General features: G+C 70.6%; 13 protein-coding genes and 1 pseudogene. 9 read left to right on the top strand and 5 right to left on the bottom strand.

Annotated features, from left to right (window positions below):
- The 4 genes from ABR571_RS04935 (at window position 1) to ABR571_RS04920 (ending at window position 1,526) form a co-directional block, all read left to right on the top strand.
- Window positions 1-570 (top strand): GNAT family N-acetyltransferase, encoded by a 570-nt coding sequence (locus ABR571_RS04935; RefSeq protein ID WP_409452071.1) that lies wholly within the window; start codon window positions 1-3, stop codon window positions 568-570.
- Window positions 567-968 carry a pilus assembly protein CpaE gene (locus ABR571_RS04930; protein ID WP_409452070.1) on the top strand — a complete coding sequence of 134 codons (402 nt, stop codon included), beginning with the start codon at window positions 567-569 and terminating at the stop codon, window positions 966-968. The genes ABR571_RS04935 and ABR571_RS04930 overlap by 4 nt, the downstream gene beginning before the upstream one ends.
- Before the next feature lie 101 nt (window positions 969-1,069).
- A complete protein-coding gene (locus tag ABR571_RS04925) occupies window positions 1,070-1,225 on the top strand; it encodes a DUF6131 family protein (RefSeq protein ID WP_409452069.1) in 156 nt (51 codons plus the stop codon).
- 160 nt (window positions 1,226-1,385) lie between these two features.
- On the top strand, window positions 1,386-1,526 hold the full coding sequence (locus ABR571_RS04920; protein WP_409452068.1) for a hypothetical protein: 141 nt from the start codon (window positions 1,386-1,388) through the stop codon (window positions 1,524-1,526).
- Between the two features lie 26 nt (window positions 1,527-1,552).
- Here the strand turns inward: ABR571_RS04920 and ABR571_RS04915 are convergent, their stop codons facing one another.
- The 3 genes and pseudogenes from ABR571_RS04915 to ABR571_RS04905 all read right to left on the bottom strand — a co-directional run bounded on the left by ABR571_RS04915 (window position 1,553) and on the right by ABR571_RS04905 (window position 5,851).
- A complete protein-coding gene (locus ABR571_RS04915; RefSeq protein WP_409452067.1) occupies window positions 1,553-3,169 on the bottom strand; it encodes a DUF885 family protein in 1,617 nt (538 codons plus the stop codon).
- Between the two features lie 30 nt (window positions 3,170-3,199).
- Window positions 3,200-4,336: a cystathionine gamma-synthase gene (locus ABR571_RS04910; protein WP_409452066.1), complete on the bottom strand. Its 1,137-nt coding sequence runs from the start codon at window positions 4,334-4,336 to the stop codon at window positions 3,200-3,202.
- 25 nt (window positions 4,337-4,361) lie between these two features.
- Window positions 4,362-5,851 (bottom strand): annotated as a pseudogene (locus ABR571_RS04905) (hypothetical protein).
- A 35-nt stretch (window positions 5,852-5,886) separates the two neighbouring features.
- Here ABR571_RS04905 and ABR571_RS04900 point away from each other — a divergent pair.
- Complete coding sequence (locus ABR571_RS04900; RefSeq protein WP_409452065.1) at window positions 5,887-6,453, top strand: TetR/AcrR family transcriptional regulator; 567 nt, start codon at window positions 5,887-5,889, stop codon at window positions 6,451-6,453.
- A 60-nt stretch (window positions 6,454-6,513) separates the two neighbouring features.
- Here ABR571_RS04900 and ABR571_RS04895 read toward each other — a convergent pair whose 3' ends face one another.
- Window positions 6,514-7,875, bottom strand: coding sequence for a cystathionine beta-synthase (locus ABR571_RS04895; protein ID WP_409452064.1), 1,362 nt, complete (start codon window positions 7,873-7,875; stop codon window positions 6,514-6,516).
- 41 nt (window positions 7,876-7,916) lie between these two features.
- Here ABR571_RS04895 and ABR571_RS04890 point away from each other — a divergent pair, with 41 nt between their 5' ends.
- Complete coding sequence (locus tag ABR571_RS04890) at window positions 7,917-8,945, top strand: SGNH/GDSL hydrolase family protein (protein ID WP_409452063.1); 1,029 nt, start codon at window positions 7,917-7,919, stop codon at window positions 8,943-8,945.
- Between the two features lie 75 nt (window positions 8,946-9,020).
- Window positions 9,021-10,241, top strand: coding sequence for an acetyl-CoA C-acetyltransferase (locus ABR571_RS04885; protein WP_409452062.1), 1,221 nt, complete (start codon window positions 9,021-9,023; stop codon window positions 10,239-10,241).
- Window positions 10,242-10,528: 287 nt separating this feature from the next.
- On the opposite strand, the gene ABR571_RS04880 is transcribed toward ABR571_RS04885, so the two are convergent.
- Entirely contained in the window at window positions 10,529-11,311 is a 783-nt protein-coding gene (locus tag ABR571_RS04880) for a Bax inhibitor-1/YccA family protein (protein ID WP_409452061.1), read from the bottom strand.
- A 184-nt stretch (window positions 11,312-11,495) separates the two neighbouring features.
- Here ABR571_RS04880 and ABR571_RS04875 point away from each other — a divergent pair, with 184 nt between their 5' ends.
- Both ABR571_RS04875 and ABR571_RS04870 read left to right on the top strand, forming a co-directional pair.
- Entirely contained in the window at window positions 11,496-12,824 is a 1,329-nt protein-coding gene (locus ABR571_RS04875; protein WP_409452060.1) for an acyl-CoA dehydrogenase family protein, read from the top strand.
- Complete coding sequence (locus ABR571_RS04870; protein WP_409452059.1) at window positions 12,821-14,026, top strand: acyl-CoA dehydrogenase family protein; 1,206 nt, start codon at window positions 12,821-12,823, stop codon at window positions 14,024-14,026. Before ABR571_RS04875 ends, ABR571_RS04870 begins: the two co-directional genes overlap by 4 nt.
- Window positions 14,027-14,041 lie beyond the last annotated feature (15 nt).

The raw sequence follows: 14,041 nt of genomic DNA, 5'->3' as shown, positions 1-14,041 counted from the left end.
GTGTTGAAACCCGACTACCCGATCGAGACCGAGCGGCTGCTGCTGCGCCCGCTCGACCCGGCCAACGACATCGACGCGCTGCACGCCTACCAGTCGCGCGAGGACGTCTGCCGCTACATCCCCTATCCGCCCCTGACCCGCGAGCAGGTGGCCGAGCGCCTCGCCGATCCCAAACGGAGGTCGCAGACCATCGAGGAGCCGGGCCAGTTCGTCAACCTCGCCGTCGTCGTCCGCGAGACCGGGACCGTGGTCGGCGACGTCATTCTCATCTACACCAGCGCCGAGCACCGCACCGCAGAGATCGGCTATGCGTTCAACCCCGCCCACTACGGGCACGGGTACGCGACCGAGAGCGGCCGCGCGCTCCTGCGGCTTGCCTTCGAGGACATGGACCTGCATCGCGTCATCGGCCGGATCGACGTGCGTAACGTCCCCTCGGCGGCCGTGCTGCGCCGGCTCGGCATGCGCCAGGAGGCCGTGCTCGTCGAGAATGAGTGGTTCAAGGGGGAATGGTCGACCGAGGTCGACTTCGCCATCCTCGCCTCCGAGTGGCGTAGAACGGTTGCATGATCTCGGTCGGGTTGGCGCGACGATTGCGCGATGCCGGGCTGCGCTGGGACCCGGTTCCCGGTGACCGTTTCGTCGTAGCCGACCGGGACATGGACGACGAGGTTTTCACCCTGTCGGACATGACCGTCGACGTGCACAAGCATGCAACCGGGTCCGTCATCGGCTTCAACGGAACGGTCGAGTGGGCACTGGACTCGGTCGAGGCGCAGGACACCGTCTGGCTGCCCAGCGAGACCCAACTGCGGGAACGGCTCGGCGCGACGTTTCGCCGGCTGAGCCCGGGCCCTGCTGGCTGGCGGGTCGACCTCGAGGTCGTCGGCCGGGCGACGCACACCGAGCACCCGGACGCGGCCGAGGCCTACGGGCTGGCGCTGCTGAGGTTGATCACCGGCGACTGAACACCGGCCGCTCGCGCATAAGATCGCCGTTAGCGCGGCGTGGGGTCCGGGTAGGAAATCGGCATCGCCGCCGTCAGGGTGGCGCGCTGGAGGAGGTCCCCGTGATCGCTCTCGGTGTCATCTTGTTGCTGATCGGCTTCATCGCCAAGATCGCAATCCTGTGGACGCTCGGGATCATCGTTCTGGTGGTCGGTCTGATCCTCGTCCTGCTCGGCTCGACCGGGCGGGCCGTGGGCGGCCGACGGCACTGGTACTAGGCCGATATCTGCCCTATGACCCTCGCTTCCCACCGTCCCACGCCGAGCCGCGAGAACGGCTCGGCGTCGGACGGCCGACCCGTCAGCGACTTCCACCTCGTCGAGGCGCGGACGGCTGGCGGCTCACCGTCAACGTCACCGACCGGTTGCGGCAACTCTTGTGCGCTGCGCCGCGCCGCACCGCGCCGCGCCGGACGGCGCGGGCGCGGCGCCGGCCGACTTCACGGTGCACGTCGAGGCCAACCCGCTGCCCGGTGACCCGTTCGCCGTCACCATCGCGGCGTTGTCTGACCATGGCTGAGTCTCGGGACGGCTGAATCGCCGCAGTCAGAAATCGGCAGCGAGTCGATCGGCCTCGTCGAGCTGATCGCGGGAGCCCAGCACCTCCCACCGCTGCAGCACGAGCGGCACATTGCCCTCGCGCCAGAGCCGGTCGTGCAGCGGCTGCAGGTCGAAGCCAGGTCGCAGCCGGGCGGCCGCGATCAGGTCCAGGATCTGCAGCTTGCCGATCTGGTAGCTCGACCCCTGGCCCGGATTGCCGGCGAAGAACGGCGCTTCCTGTTCGGCCGTACCGCGGTCCATTGGCACCATGTCGGCGAGCGTGTCGGCGGCCTCGTCCAGCGTCTGCTCTCCGATCCCCAGCGCAACGTCGACCTCGACGCGCAACGCCCGTAGGCGCATGGCATTGGCCACGAACTCGGCCGCCGCAGGAGCACCGTCGAAGAGCCCCGACACCAGCATCAACTCCTCGTTGTAGAAGGCGAGGCCCTCCATCGGGGTGGAGTCGTAGTAGCGGCGCCGCACCGGATCGGGGTGTGCCCAGCCGAGCGCCAGTTGCTGCGCGTGCACCCCCTCGTGCACGATGCTCGCCCGCGGGTCGCCCATCTCGGCCCGCCGGAAGTAGGAGTCGTCGGTACCGAGCGCCGGCACGTAGTGCACCGCGTCGTGATGACGGCGGCCCTCGTCCGCCGCGTAATGCGTGACGCCGAGCCGGTGCAGCGGCACGAGGTAGGGCGGCAGAGCCGCGAACCGGTAGTGCCGCAGGTCGTCGGGCTGGCTCAGCAACCCGTGCTCGACGTAGAACCGGCGCACCGCCAGTTCGTCCCGCTCGGCGCCGGCCAGGAAGTCGGCGAGGTCGCTCGGCAACGGCGGCGCGGCCGGCGTACGCAGCTGCAACGCCGCCTCGGTCGCCACGGCCCGGTTCCATTCCTGCGCGGCCATCGTCCGCAGCTGCGCCGCGCCATAGGGCAGCAGCGCCACCCGGTGCAGGAAGTACCCGAACGCGTCGGCGCCCACGGCGGCCGGAGCCACGAAGGTGGCCATCGCGGTCTGCAGCCAATGCCGGTAGTCGGCGACGGCTTCGGCGGCCGGCGCGGTGGCCGCCGCCAGCTCCGTCGCCGGTTCGGCGGGTAGGTACGGCTGCAGCGCGGCCATCGCGGTATCGAGATCGGTGGCCAGCCCGTCGAGCACCCTGACGGCATACGTCGCGAACGCCTTTGCCGCCGTGGCGGCCAGGTTCGCCCGCGCCTGCGCAAGGATCGCCGGTACCCGGCGCAGGTGCGCGACGATCGCGGCGGCTCGCGCCTCGTCGAACGGCGGCGGTTCGAGCAAGAGGTTGAAGATCGGGACGAGGCTCTGGTCGAGGTAGAACCGCGGGTCCCGGGCCCAGCCGCGCACCAGTTCCAGCTCCCACCGGGCTCGGGCGACCGCGCTGCCGAGCAGCCGTCCGTTCACCTGCAGGTGAACCGGCTGCGTCGACAGGTCGAGCGCGGCGTACTCGTCGGCGAACGCGGCGGCGACCGCGCGCCGTTGGGCGACCGACTCCGGCGACCAATCCGCCGTCCATCCGAGCGGGCGGATCACCCGGGTGATGTCGTCGTAGGAGTCCGGCTGGTTCGCCGTCCGCCACGTCCAGAATCGTTCCGCCAGTTCCTCGAGCGCCATACCGCTCAGCGTGCCGTGTCAGGCGAGAACTTATGCCAGCGCCGAGGTCAGGTCGTCGATGAGGTCCTCGACGTTCTCGATGCCGACCGAAAGGCGCACGAGGTCGTTGGGCACCTCCAGCGGTGAGCCGGCGACGCTCGAGTGCGTCATCCGGCCCGGGTGCTCGATCAGCGACTCCACGCCGCCCAGCGATTCGCCGAGCGTGAAGACCGACACCAAGCCGCACACCTTGAGCGCGGTCTCCTCGCCGCCGCGCAGCGTGAATGACACCATGCCACCGAAGCCGCGCATCTGGCGGGCCGCGAGGTCGTGACCCGGGTGCGACGGCAGGCCCGGATAAAGGACGCGGTCGACGGCCGGATGCCCGACCAGGAACTCGGCGATGCGTTCGGCGTTGGCGCAGTGCCGATCCATCCGCACGCCGAGGGTCTTGATGCCGCGCAGGACCAGCCAGGCGTCGAACGGGCCGGCCACCGCACCCATCGCGTTCTGGTGGAACGCGAGTTGCTCGCCCAGCTCGGCGTCGGCGGCGACGAGCGCGCCGCCGACGACGTCGGAGTGCCCGCCGAGGTACTTCGTCGTCGAGTGCACGACGACGTCGGCGCCGAGCGCGATCGGCTGCTGCAGATAGGGCGAGGCGAAGGTGTTGTCGACGACGAGGTGCGCGCCGGCCCCGTGCGCGATGTCGGCCAGCCCGGCGATGTCGGCGATGCCGAGCAGCGGGTTCGTCGGGGTTTCGCACCAGACGACCTTGGTGTTCGGACGGACGGCCGACCGCACCGCGTCCAGATCGTCCAGCGGGACCGACGTGTACTCGACGCCCCAGTTGGCCAGCACCCGGGCGACGAGGCGGAACGTGCCGCCGTAGGCATCGCCCGGCAGCAGCACATGGTCCCCCGGCCGGCAGGCGGTGCGGAAATAGGCGTCCTCGGCGGCCAGGCCGCTGGCGAACGCGCGCCCGCGGGCGCCAACCTCCAGCGCCGCCATCGCCTCCTCCAGAGCGGCGCGCGTCGGGTTGGCGCTGCGGCTGTACTCGTAGCCGCTGCGCAGGCCCCCGACGCCGTCCTGCTTGTAGGTCGAGGTCTGATAGATGGGGATGGCCACCGCTCCCGTGCGCGGATCCGGATCCTGGCCGGCGTGGATGGCGAGCGTGTCGAAGCCTGTCATGGTCCCGACGCTACCGAGGGAAGGCTCAGCCGGTGTCGCGGATGCGCAGCATCCCGGTCAGCGTGGCGATGTAGGCCGAGCCGTCCGGGCCGAGGTAGATCGCCGCGTAGTGGTTGTTGTAACCGGGGCCGGTGCCGGCGAGCCGGCTGAACGCCGTCCGGCCCGTCCGGAGATCGATCGCGGTGAAGTACCAGGCGTCGACCAGCAGCGCGGCCGGCTTGGTGTAGACGTAGAGCAGCCCGGTCGCGAGCGACGCCTTGGGCACCGACGTGGGCGCGACCTCGGTGCTCGTCCACGCCGTGCTGCAGTGACCGTCGGTGACGTCGACGCGGGCGACGCCGGGCGAGGTCGTGGCGCCGAGCAGCGTCGACGTCGGGTCCTTGTAGCCGTAGTTGTTCTCGACGATCAGCGACGAGCCGACCGCCACGAGCGAGTTCTCGGTGTCGCTGGCGCCGGCCGCGAAGACGGGCTGCCCGCAGACGAGCGCGCCGCCGCTCATCTTGCCGCGCTGGTAGACGAGCACGTTCATCCGCGGGTCGGCATTGTCGGTGATGGCCACCAGGTCCGGCCCCACGAGCGTCGGTGTCGTGCCCGAGCCTTGAGCCAGTTGGCCGGTCTTCTGTTGCGAGCCGCGGTCGTAGGGCCGGCGCCAGGTGATGACCGGCGCACCGTTCGCGTCGGCGTCGAGGCGGTACAGCGCGTGGTCGGACACGACGAAGACGCCGCCCGTCTCGTCCACCGCGAAGGAGTTGTCGATGATCTCCCCCGGGAAGCTGACCGTCCGCACCACACCGGTGTCCGGGTCGACCGCGCCGACCGTGCCGCCGCCGGTCTCGAACCAGATCCGCCCGCTCCAGTCGGGCATGAGGGCGATCAGGCAGTCGTCGGACGGCACGGCGGCGGTGAGGTCGTAGGACCGCTGCTGGACGAACGCCGCGCCGGTGTCAGCGACGACGTCGATGTGCCGGTCGGTGGTCGTGACGACGGCGCGGTCCTGCTCGTCGAGGTAGAAGTACGTGCCGCCGCACAGGTCGCTGAGCGGGCTGACGCCGAGCCTGAGCTGGCGGCCGGGCAGGCTCTGGGTGGCGATCACGTCCAGCGTGGTCGGGTCGAGCAGACGCAGCACCGGGCCGCCGAGATTGCCGCAGAGCGCGACGATGCGCCCCGCGCGGTCGAAGGCCTCGGTCGCGCACTCCTCGACGCCGTAGAACGCCGACGTCACGACCGGGCGGCGGCCAACTGGACCAGGCCCGGCGTAGGCGTCGCTCGCGTAGGCGTCGTCGTGCATGTTGCTGCGCCCGTTGGGCGCCAGGTGGGGGTGCTGCGGAACCGCGAACGACGCGATGGGTTGGGCCGTCGCGGGGCACCGACGTAGGTGGGCAGCAGCAATGGGCCGGGCACCGACGGGATCGGGATCGCCGCGCCGGCCGACGCCGCGGCCGCCGCCGTTCCCGCTGACAACCCGAGCAGGGCTGCGAAGAATGCGAGCAGGACCCGACTGCGCCTGTAACCCATTGGTTACATGTAGTCGCTTGACTACAGTCCGTCAAATGGGAGCGAGGTCGATCGCGCCACGCGGCCGCGAGGCAGTGATGGCCGCGGTCCAGGCGGCCGCGGTCGACCTGCTGGCCGAGCGCGGCCCGCGGGACATGACCGTCCGCGAGGTGGCCGGCCGGGCCGGCGTCAACCACGCCCTCGTCCACCGGCACTTCGGAACCAAGGACGCGCTGATCCGGACCGTCGTCGCCGAGCAGTCGCGTGAGCTGGCCACCCGCGCGGCCGCCCTGCCGCGGCCCGACGAGACAGCGGTCCTCGCGCTGCTGTCCGAGCACGCGGCGTACTGGCGGGTGCTCGCCCGCATCGTCCTCGACGCCCCGGCCATGCTCGCCGACCTGGAGCTACCGGCCGCGGCCGCCACGCTCGGACTGGTCACCGGCGGCGCCGCAGCGGACGAGGAGACCAGGGTCGGGGCTGCGGTCGCCGCGTCCACGACGCTGGGCTGGCTCGTCTTCGGGCCGCATCTGGCCACCGTGCTCGGCCTGACTGAGCCGAGCGCGTACGACGAGCGGATCGGCCAGGCGGTACGCGCGGCAGTGTCCCGCCCTCGCTCACGTTGATCAGTTCCCGCTCCGGCGTGCCTCAGCACGCCCACGCGGGAACTGATCAGGCCGCGCCGGTCACGACGCGGCGAGGTGCCCCAACAGGTCCTGGCGGGTCAGCACGCCGGCCGGCTTGCCGTCGACGTGCACGAGCAGCGCATCCGCCGCACCCAGGGCCGCGACCGCCTGCGACACCGGCTCACCGGACCCGATGATCGGCAGCGGCTCCGACATGTGCGGCTCGACGGCATCGGCGAGCGAGGCCGTCCCCGCGAACAGCTCGTCGAGCAGCAACCGCTCCGACACCGAGCCGACGACCTCGCCGGCGGTCACCGGCGGCTCGGCCCGCACGATGGGCATCTGCGAGACGCCGTACTCGCGCAGGATGTTGATCGCCTCGCGGATCGTCTCGTTCGGGTGGCCGTGGACGAGCGACGGCGTTTCGCCCGACTTCGAGCGCAGCACGTCGCCCACCGTCGTCTCGGCCGAACCGCCGACGAAGCCGTAGTCGGCCATCCAGGTGTCGTTGAAGATCTTGGACAGGTAGCCGCGGCCGCCGTCGGGCAACAGCACGACGATGACGTCGTCCGGGCCGCCGCGGCGGGCAACGTCCAGCGCGGCGACGACGGCCATCCCGCACGAACCGCCGACGAGCAGTCCCTCCTCGCGGGCCAGGCGGCGGGTCATCTCGAACGACGCGGCGTCGGACACCGGGATGACCTCGTCGCAGATCTGCGGGTCGTAGGTGGTCGGCCAGAAGTCCTCGCCGACGCCCTCGACGAGGTAGGGACGGCCCGTCCCACCGGAGTAGACCGAGCCCTCGGGGTCGGCGCCGATGATCCGCACCGGCCCGCGCTCCTTGAGGTAGCGGCCGGTGCCGCTGATCGTGCCGCCGGTGCCGACGCCGGCGACGAAGTGCGTGATCCGGCCGTCGGTCTGGTCCCAGAGCTCGGGGCCGGTCGTCTCGTAGTGCGAGCGCGGATTGTTCTCATTGGCGTACTGGTTGGGCTTCCAGCCACCGGGCCGTTCGCGGGCCAGCCGGTCGGACACGTTGTAGTAGGAGCGGGGGTCCTCGGGCGCGACCGCGGTCGGGCAGACCACCACCTCGGCGCCATAGGCGCGCAGGGTGTCGATCTTGTCGCCGCTCACCTTGTCCGGACAGACGAACACGCAGTGGTAACCGCGTTGCTGGGCCACGATGGCCAGGCCGACGCCGGTGTTGCCCGACGTGGGTTCGACGATCGTCCCGCCCGATTTCAACTCGCCGGACGCCTCGGCGGCCTCGATCATCCGGACGGCGATGCGGTCCTTCACCGAACCGCCCGGGTTGAAGTACTCGATCTTGGCGAGGACGGTCGGGGCCAGGCCCTCGGTCACTCGGTTCAACCGGACCAGCGGGGTGTTGCCGATCAGGTCGACCAGGGATTCGCTGTAGCGCATGCCGCGACCCTATCCAGGGTGCGCCCCGATAACCTCACGCCGTGACCCTGCGCTGGCCCCATCGCATCGCGTTGTACGCGGGCGGCGGGCTGGGCGGGCTGGCCGTCGCGGGATTCGCCGGCCTGGCCGGGCTGCTGTGGGGCGAGACCAAGTTGGCGCACCGGCGCATCCCGGTCGCGAAGGACCCGCCGCCGGCGTCCAACGACACGATCTGGGCTGCCGCCGGAGTCAGCCGCACCCGACCACCGATCCGCATCGCGCTGCTCGGGGACTCGACCGCCGCCGGCTACGGCGTCTACCGCGACCGCGACACCCCGGGCGCCCAGCTGGCCATCGGCATCTCCGAGGCGGCGCGCCGGCCGGTGCACCTGACCAACGTGGCCGTCGTCGGCGCCGAGTCGCCCGACCTGGCGGCGCAGGTCGACGCGCTCGGGCGCGTCCGTCCCGAACTGGCCGTCGTCATCATCGGAGCGAACGACGTCACCGAGGGGACGAAGCCGGCGGTGGCCGCGCGTCACCTCGAGCGCACGGTCGAGCGGTTGCGCGCGTTGGGCGCCGACGTCGTCGTGGGTACCTGCCCCGACCTCGGCACGATCCGCCCGCTGGCGCAGCCGCTGCGGGCCTACGCCCGCCGCCAGTCGCGCAACATGGCCAAGGCCCAGACCATCGCCGTGGTGCGCGCCGGAGGCCGGACGGTGTCGCTCGGCGACCTGCTCGGGCCGCTGTTCATGTCGAACCTGCACTTCTTCTCCGAGGACCGCTTCCATCCGTCCGCGGCCGGTTACGCCGAGGCGGCCGCCGCCATCCTGCCGTCGTGTCTGGACGAGCTGGGGATTCGCACCCGGGTCCGGTCGGCCAGCACGTTCACCACCCGGCGGGTCAAGACGGTCCAGAAGGCGGCGGCCCAGGCCGTCACCCGGCCCGGAACCGAAGTCGCCGGGGCCGAACGCTTCGGTCGGCGCGAGGGGCCGCGCGGGCCGTTCGCCCGGCTGCGCCGCCGCCGTCCCCGCAACGCGCCGGCCACGTCGCCCGAGCAAGCGGTGCCCACCAGCCCCGTGCCCGCCGCGTGACGTTGCCCGCGCCCGCCTGACAGGCCGACGGGCGCGGTGGCAACATCGAGGAAACATCCGTCGAAGGAGTTCCCCATGCCCGAAGCCGTCATCGTCTCCGTCGCCCGTTCGCCGATCGGACGGGCCGGCAAGGGCTCGATGGTCAGCATCCGTCCCGACGACCTCGCCGCCCAGATCGTGCAGGCGGCACTCGACAAGGTGCCCGCGCTCGACCCCCGCCAGATCGACGACCTGATGATGGGCTGCGGCCAGCCCGCCGGCGAAGCGGGCAGCAACATCGGTCGCACGGTCGCCGTCCAGCTCGGTTACGACTTCCTGCCGGGCACGACGGTGAACCGGTACTGCTCGTCGTCCCTGCAGACGTCGCGGATGGCCTTCCACGCGATCAAGGCCGGCGAGGGCGACGTCTTCGTGTCGGCCGGTGTCGAGACGGTGTCCCGTTTCGTCAACGGCAGCGCCGACGGCTGGCCGAACACGCACAACGAGAAGTACGCCGACGCCGAGCAGCGCACCGCCAAGACGGCCGAGTCGGGCGCGTCCGAGTGGCACGACCCGCGCGAGGACGGCCTGCTGCCCGACGTCTACATCGCCATGGGCCAGACGGCGGAGAACCTCGCGCTGTACAAGGACGTCAGCCGCGAGGACATGGACCACTTCGGGGTCCGGTCCCAGAACCTCACCGAAGCCGCGCTGGCCAACGGCTTCTGGGCCAGCGACATCACCCCGATCACCCTGCCCGACGGCACCGTCGTGTCGAAGGACGACGGTCCCCGGGCCGGCGTCACCTACGAGGCGGTCTCCGGCCTCAAGCCGGTTTTCCGGCCGGACGGACGGGTCACCGCGGGCAACTGCTGCCCGCTGAACGACGGCGCGGCGGCGGTCGTGATCATGAGGGACACGAAGGCGGCCGAACTCGGCCTGACGCCACTGGCCCGGATCGTGTCCACCGGCGTCACCGGCCTGTCACCGGAGATCATGGGCTACGGACCGGTTGAGGCGTCGCGCAAGGCGCTGGCGCTCGCCGGTCTGAGCATCGGCGACATCGACCTCGTCGAGATCAACGAGGCGTTCGCGGCGCAGGTCATCCCGTCCTACCGCGACCTGGGGATCGACATCGACCGGCTCAACGTCAACGGCGGGGCGATCGCGATCGGCCACCCGTTCGGGATGACCGGCGCCCGCATCACGTCCACGCTCATCAACTCGCTGCGCTTCCACGACAAGCAGTTCGGGCTGGAGACCATGTGCGTGGGCGGCGGCCAGGGTATGGCGATGGTTCTCGAGCGGCTGTCCTAGCCGTTGTTCCCGCCCGGTGTGGTTGATTTCCGGCCGGAAGTGCGGCGCCGATTGGCAACCGGGCCAGGTGGGAAGGCCCAAGAGACGGGCGCAACCTTTTCGGCGGTGCGGTCGTTGAACAGGTATCAGCCGCTGCGGAGGTATCCGTGGGGGAGTCACCGGAGCAGCTGAGCCGGCGATAGGGCGGACGAGACAGGGGTGTCCCGATCCGCCCTTCGCGATTTAAGCCCGCGGTTGTCCCGGCTTCCTCCTGCGGTACGCGGAGGAAGCCGGGACAAGCCGAGGGGTTAGCGGCGGGCGTAGCCCAGCAGGCGCAGGATCTCGATGTAGAGCCAGATCAGCGTCACGGTCAGGCCGAACGCGGCGTACCAGGCGAACTTCTGCGGCGCGCCCTGCCGGATGCCCCGCTCGATCATGTCGAAGTCGAGCACCAGGTTGAACGCCGCGATCACGATGCAGACCAGGCTGAAAATGACCGCGAACGGGCCACCCGAGCGCAGGCCCAGCCCGTCGGAGGTGAACAGGTACGCGATCAGGTTGACCACCATCAGCCCGAACACGCCGATCGTGGCGCCGACGACCACGCGGGTGAGCTTGGGCGTGACCCGGATGGCGCCGATCTTGTAGACGAAGAGCATGCCGCCGGCCACCATCACGGTGCCGGCCACCGCCTGCACGACGATTCCGGGGTAGCGCTGGTTGAACACATGGCTGATGGCGCCGAGCAGCACGCCTTCGAACGCCGAGTAGACGATTGCGGTGACCGCGTTCACCCGCTGGGTGAACGACATGTACAGGCCGAGGCCCAGACCGCCCATCAGCGAGATGATCAGCGCCGGCGTGAACAGCCGGTCAGGCAGCGCGACCCACGCGATGGCACCGGCGACGAGGATCGTCCCCAGCATGGCGGCCGTGCGCTGCACCACGTCGTCCAGGGTCATGTACCGGTCATTGGGCCGCGGACCGGTGTACGCGGGCTTGTCGAACATTCCCTGCAGATCCGCCGCCGACGGCCCGTGGTTACCTCCGCCCGCGGCGCGGCCGAACTGGTTGATCACCGGGTTGGGCACGGCTACCTACCTTTCGTTCCTCTGGCCGCGTCTGTGCTTGTGCGGCTACAGATGGTCAACGAATCGTAGATCTACCCCGTTCCCTGGGGCGTCGGTCACTCGCCCTTGCCTCAGCCCTACTCCCGAGTAGATTTATCTGGAACTAGCTGTACCACTGACTTTTGCCGATCCTCCAGGAGTGCCAATGGCAGGCCGCAACCGGCGCGGACGCGACGCGATGGGCGTCGGGCTCTCGGCGCTGAACCGACTCGCGGGCGTCGCCGTCATCGACAAGCTCAAACTGCGCAAGCCGATCGAGCGGGCCGTCTACGAGGGCAGCAAGGCGGGCTTCCGCGGCGTGGGGGTCGCCAACCGGACTTTCGCCGCCGTGCAGAAGCGCACCAAGCCCGAGCGTCCGGGCCGCCCGTCCGGCCGCGACCTGTTCGACCTGACGCCCACCGACGAGCAGAAGATGATCGTGGACGCGACGCGCGAGTTCGCCGCCGAACAACTGCGCCCGATCGCCGCGCAGGCCGACGCCGACCTGGCCGCTCCCCCGGAGCTGCTCAAGCGGGTGAACGCCGAGCTCGGAGTGACCCTGGTGGGCGTTCCCGAGACACTGGGCGGCATGGGCTCGGAGCGCTCGGCGACCACCGGCGCGCTCGTCGCCGAGGCGCTGGCCCACGGGGACATGGGACTCGCCGTCGCCTGTCTCGCCCCGGCCGCCGTCAGCAACGCGCTGACGCTGTGGGGCGACCAAACGCAGCAGGCGACCTACCTGCCGTCCTTCGTCGGGGACGACGTGCCGGCCGCCGCGCTCGCCGTGCTGGAACCGCGCCCGCTGTTCGACCCGTTCACCCTCGACACCACCGCGCGCCGCACGCCCGGCGGCTACACACTCAACGGCGTGAAGTCGCTGGTGCCGCGCGCGGCCACGGCTGAGCTGTTCATCGTCGCCGCCAACCTCGAGGGCGCACCGGCACTGTTCCTCGTCGAGTCGGGGACGGCCGGCGTGCAGATCGAGGGCGAACCGGCGATGGGCCTGCGGGCCGCGTCCACGGGACGGCTCGTGCTCGACGACGTGGCGCTGCCGGCCGGCGCCCTCCTCGGCGACGCAGCGGCGGACGTCTACGCCGACTGCATCCGGCTCGCCCGGATCGGCTGGGCCGCGCTCGCGTGCGGCACCGGGAAGGCCGTGCTCGACTACGTGATCCCCTACGTCAACGAGCGCAAGGCGTTCGGCGAGCCGATCAGCCACCGTCAGGCGGTGGCGTTCATGGTCGCCAACATCGGCATCGAGCTCGAGGGCGCGCGGCTGGTCACATTGCGCGCCGCGAGCCGGGCCGAGCAGGGCAAGCCGTTCGCCCGCGAGGCCGGCCTCGCCCGCCGGCTGACCAGTGAGTACGGCATGCAGATCGGCAGCAACGGCGTGCAGCTGCTCGGTGGTCACGGCTACGTCAAGGAGCACCCGGTCGAGCGCTGGTACCGGGACCTCCGCGCGGCGGGCGTCATGGAAGGAGTCGTACTCGTATGAGTATCAATCTGGAGATGCCGAAGAAGTTCGACATGGTCGTCAACCAGGCGCACCAGGTGTCGACCGAGATCTTCCGCCCCATCTCGCGCAAGTACGACCGCGCCGAGCACGAGTACCCCAAGGAACTCGACATGCTCGCCTCGCTGATCGACGGCATGAACGCCTCCGGTGAGACCAACACCGGCGCGCGCGGGGTCCGTCGCAAGACCGGTGACGGCGGCAACGCCAACGGCAGCAACATGTCCGGCGTGCTGTCGATCATGGAGGCGTGCTGGGGCGACGTGGCCATGGTGCTGTCCATGCCGCGGCAGGGACTCGGCAACGCCGCCATCGCATCGGTCGCCAACGACGAACAGCTGGCCCGCTTCGACAAGTTGTGGGCCTCGATGGCGATCACCGAACCGGGCTTCGGGTCGGACTCCGCCGCCGTCACCGCGACCGCCGTGCTCGACGGCGACTCCTACGTGATCAACGGCGAGAAGATCTTCGTGACGGCCGGCGGCCGCTGCGACGCGGTCGTCGTGTGGGCGTCCATCGACCGGTCGAAGGGACGGGCCGCGATCAAGTCCTTCGTCGTCGAGAAGGGGACGCCGGGGATGGAGGTCGAGCGGCTCGAGCACAAGCTCGGCATCCGCGCGTCCGACACCGCGACGATCCGGTTCACCGACTGCCGCGTGCCGAAGCAGAACCTCCTCGGGTCGGCCGAGGTCGAGGACGAGCAGGGCTTCGCCGGCGTCATGCAGACCTTCGACAACACCCGTCCGCTCGTCGCCGGCATGGCCGTCGGGTGTGCGCGCGCCGCCCTGGACGAGATGGAGGACCTGCTCAAGCAGGCCGGCGTCACCGTCGACTACGACAAGCCGGCGTACGCACAGCAGGCGGCCGCCGCGGCCTACCTCCAGATGGAGGCCGACTGGGAGGCCGCCTACCTGCTGACGATGGAAGCGACCTGGATGGCCGACAACAACAAGCCGAACTCGCTGCAGGCCTCGATGGCCAAGGCGAAGGCCGGCCGCGCCGGAGTCGACATCACCCTGCGTTGCGTCGAGCTGGCCGGGGCTCTCGGCTACAGCGAGAACTCGCTGCTGGAGAAGTGGGGACGCGACTCGAAGATCCTCGACATCTTCGAGGGCACCCAGCAGATCCAGCAGCTGATCGTCGCCCGCCGCCTGCTGAACAAGACGTCCGCCGAGCTGAAGTAATCCGGCGAGCGGCAC

The organism is Jatrophihabitans sp., from assembly GCF_046262535.1.
GTDB lineage: Bacteria > Actinomycetota > Actinomycetes > Mycobacteriales > Jatrophihabitantaceae > Jatrophihabitans.
The sequence above is the reverse complement of the archived record's forward strand: the minus strand, read 5'-3'. Positions and strand labels throughout refer to the sequence as shown.

Excerpts from the sequence above, each read along its gene's own strand:
- ABR571_RS04930 (WP_409452070.1), top strand. The coding sequence starts at position 567 with ATGATCTCGGTCGGGTTGGCGCGACGATTGCGCGATGCCGGGCTGCGC.
- ABR571_RS04915 (WP_409452067.1), bottom strand. The coding sequence starts at position 3,169 with ATGGCGCTCGAGGAACTGGCGGAACGATTCTGGACGTGGCGGACGGCG.
- ABR571_RS04910 (WP_409452066.1), bottom strand. The coding sequence starts at position 4,336 with ATGACAGGCTTCGACACGCTCGCCATCCACGCCGGCCAGGATCCGGAT.
- ABR571_RS04900 (WP_409452065.1), top strand. The coding sequence starts at position 5,887 with ATGGGAGCGAGGTCGATCGCGCCACGCGGCCGCGAGGCAGTGATGGCC.
- ABR571_RS04895 (WP_409452064.1), bottom strand. The coding sequence starts at position 7,875 with ATGCGCTACAGCGAATCCCTGGTCGACCTGATCGGCAACACCCCGCTG.
- ABR571_RS04885 (WP_409452062.1), top strand. The coding sequence starts at position 9,021 with ATGCCCGAAGCCGTCATCGTCTCCGTCGCCCGTTCGCCGATCGGACGG.
- ABR571_RS04875 (WP_409452060.1), top strand. The coding sequence starts at position 11,496 with ATGGCAGGCCGCAACCGGCGCGGACGCGACGCGATGGGCGTCGGGCTC.
- ABR571_RS04870 (WP_409452059.1), top strand. The coding sequence starts at position 12,821 with ATGAGTATCAATCTGGAGATGCCGAAGAAGTTCGACATGGTCGTCAAC.